Origin of the sequence: Streptomyces hilarionis (genome assembly GCF_024539675.1) — a bacterium.
Lineage (GTDB): Bacteria > Actinomycetota > Actinomycetes > Streptomycetales > Streptomycetaceae > Streptomyces > Streptomyces hilarionis.
Genome location: NZ_JAHHIT010000674.1, coordinates 1 through 288, shown reverse-complemented (window position 1 = coordinate 288; position 288 = coordinate 1). Strand labels below are relative to the sequence as shown.

The following is a 288-nucleotide window of genomic DNA, read 5'->3' as shown; positions in this document are numbered from 1 at the left end:
ATGTCTATCTATACTTCCTTCCGCAAAAAGAGAAAGCCTGCTGTCCACCCAAAAATCTTCATCTTCTTCAAGAGCTAAGCGTAAAGCAGTTGGAAGCGTGTTTACCGCATCGTTCTTTATAAAGGTATTGGCACCATTATCTTCCGTCCACGCAGACGGCTTAACGATGATTTCAGCTTCCACATCAAAGCCTAGATTTGCTAATGTAATATCAACCTCGGCATGTTGCTCCGTCGTTATAGCCGACTCCACCACTAATTTTATCCCGCCGTGGTCAGAATATACGCC

The 288-nt window shown here is 44.4% G+C and carries 1 protein-coding gene; it reads right to left on the bottom strand.

From position 1 onward, the window contains the following. A partial coding sequence (locus tag KMS84_RS39970) for a hypothetical protein (protein WP_256921561.1) occupies window positions 1-288 on the bottom strand: 288 nt, incomplete at both ends.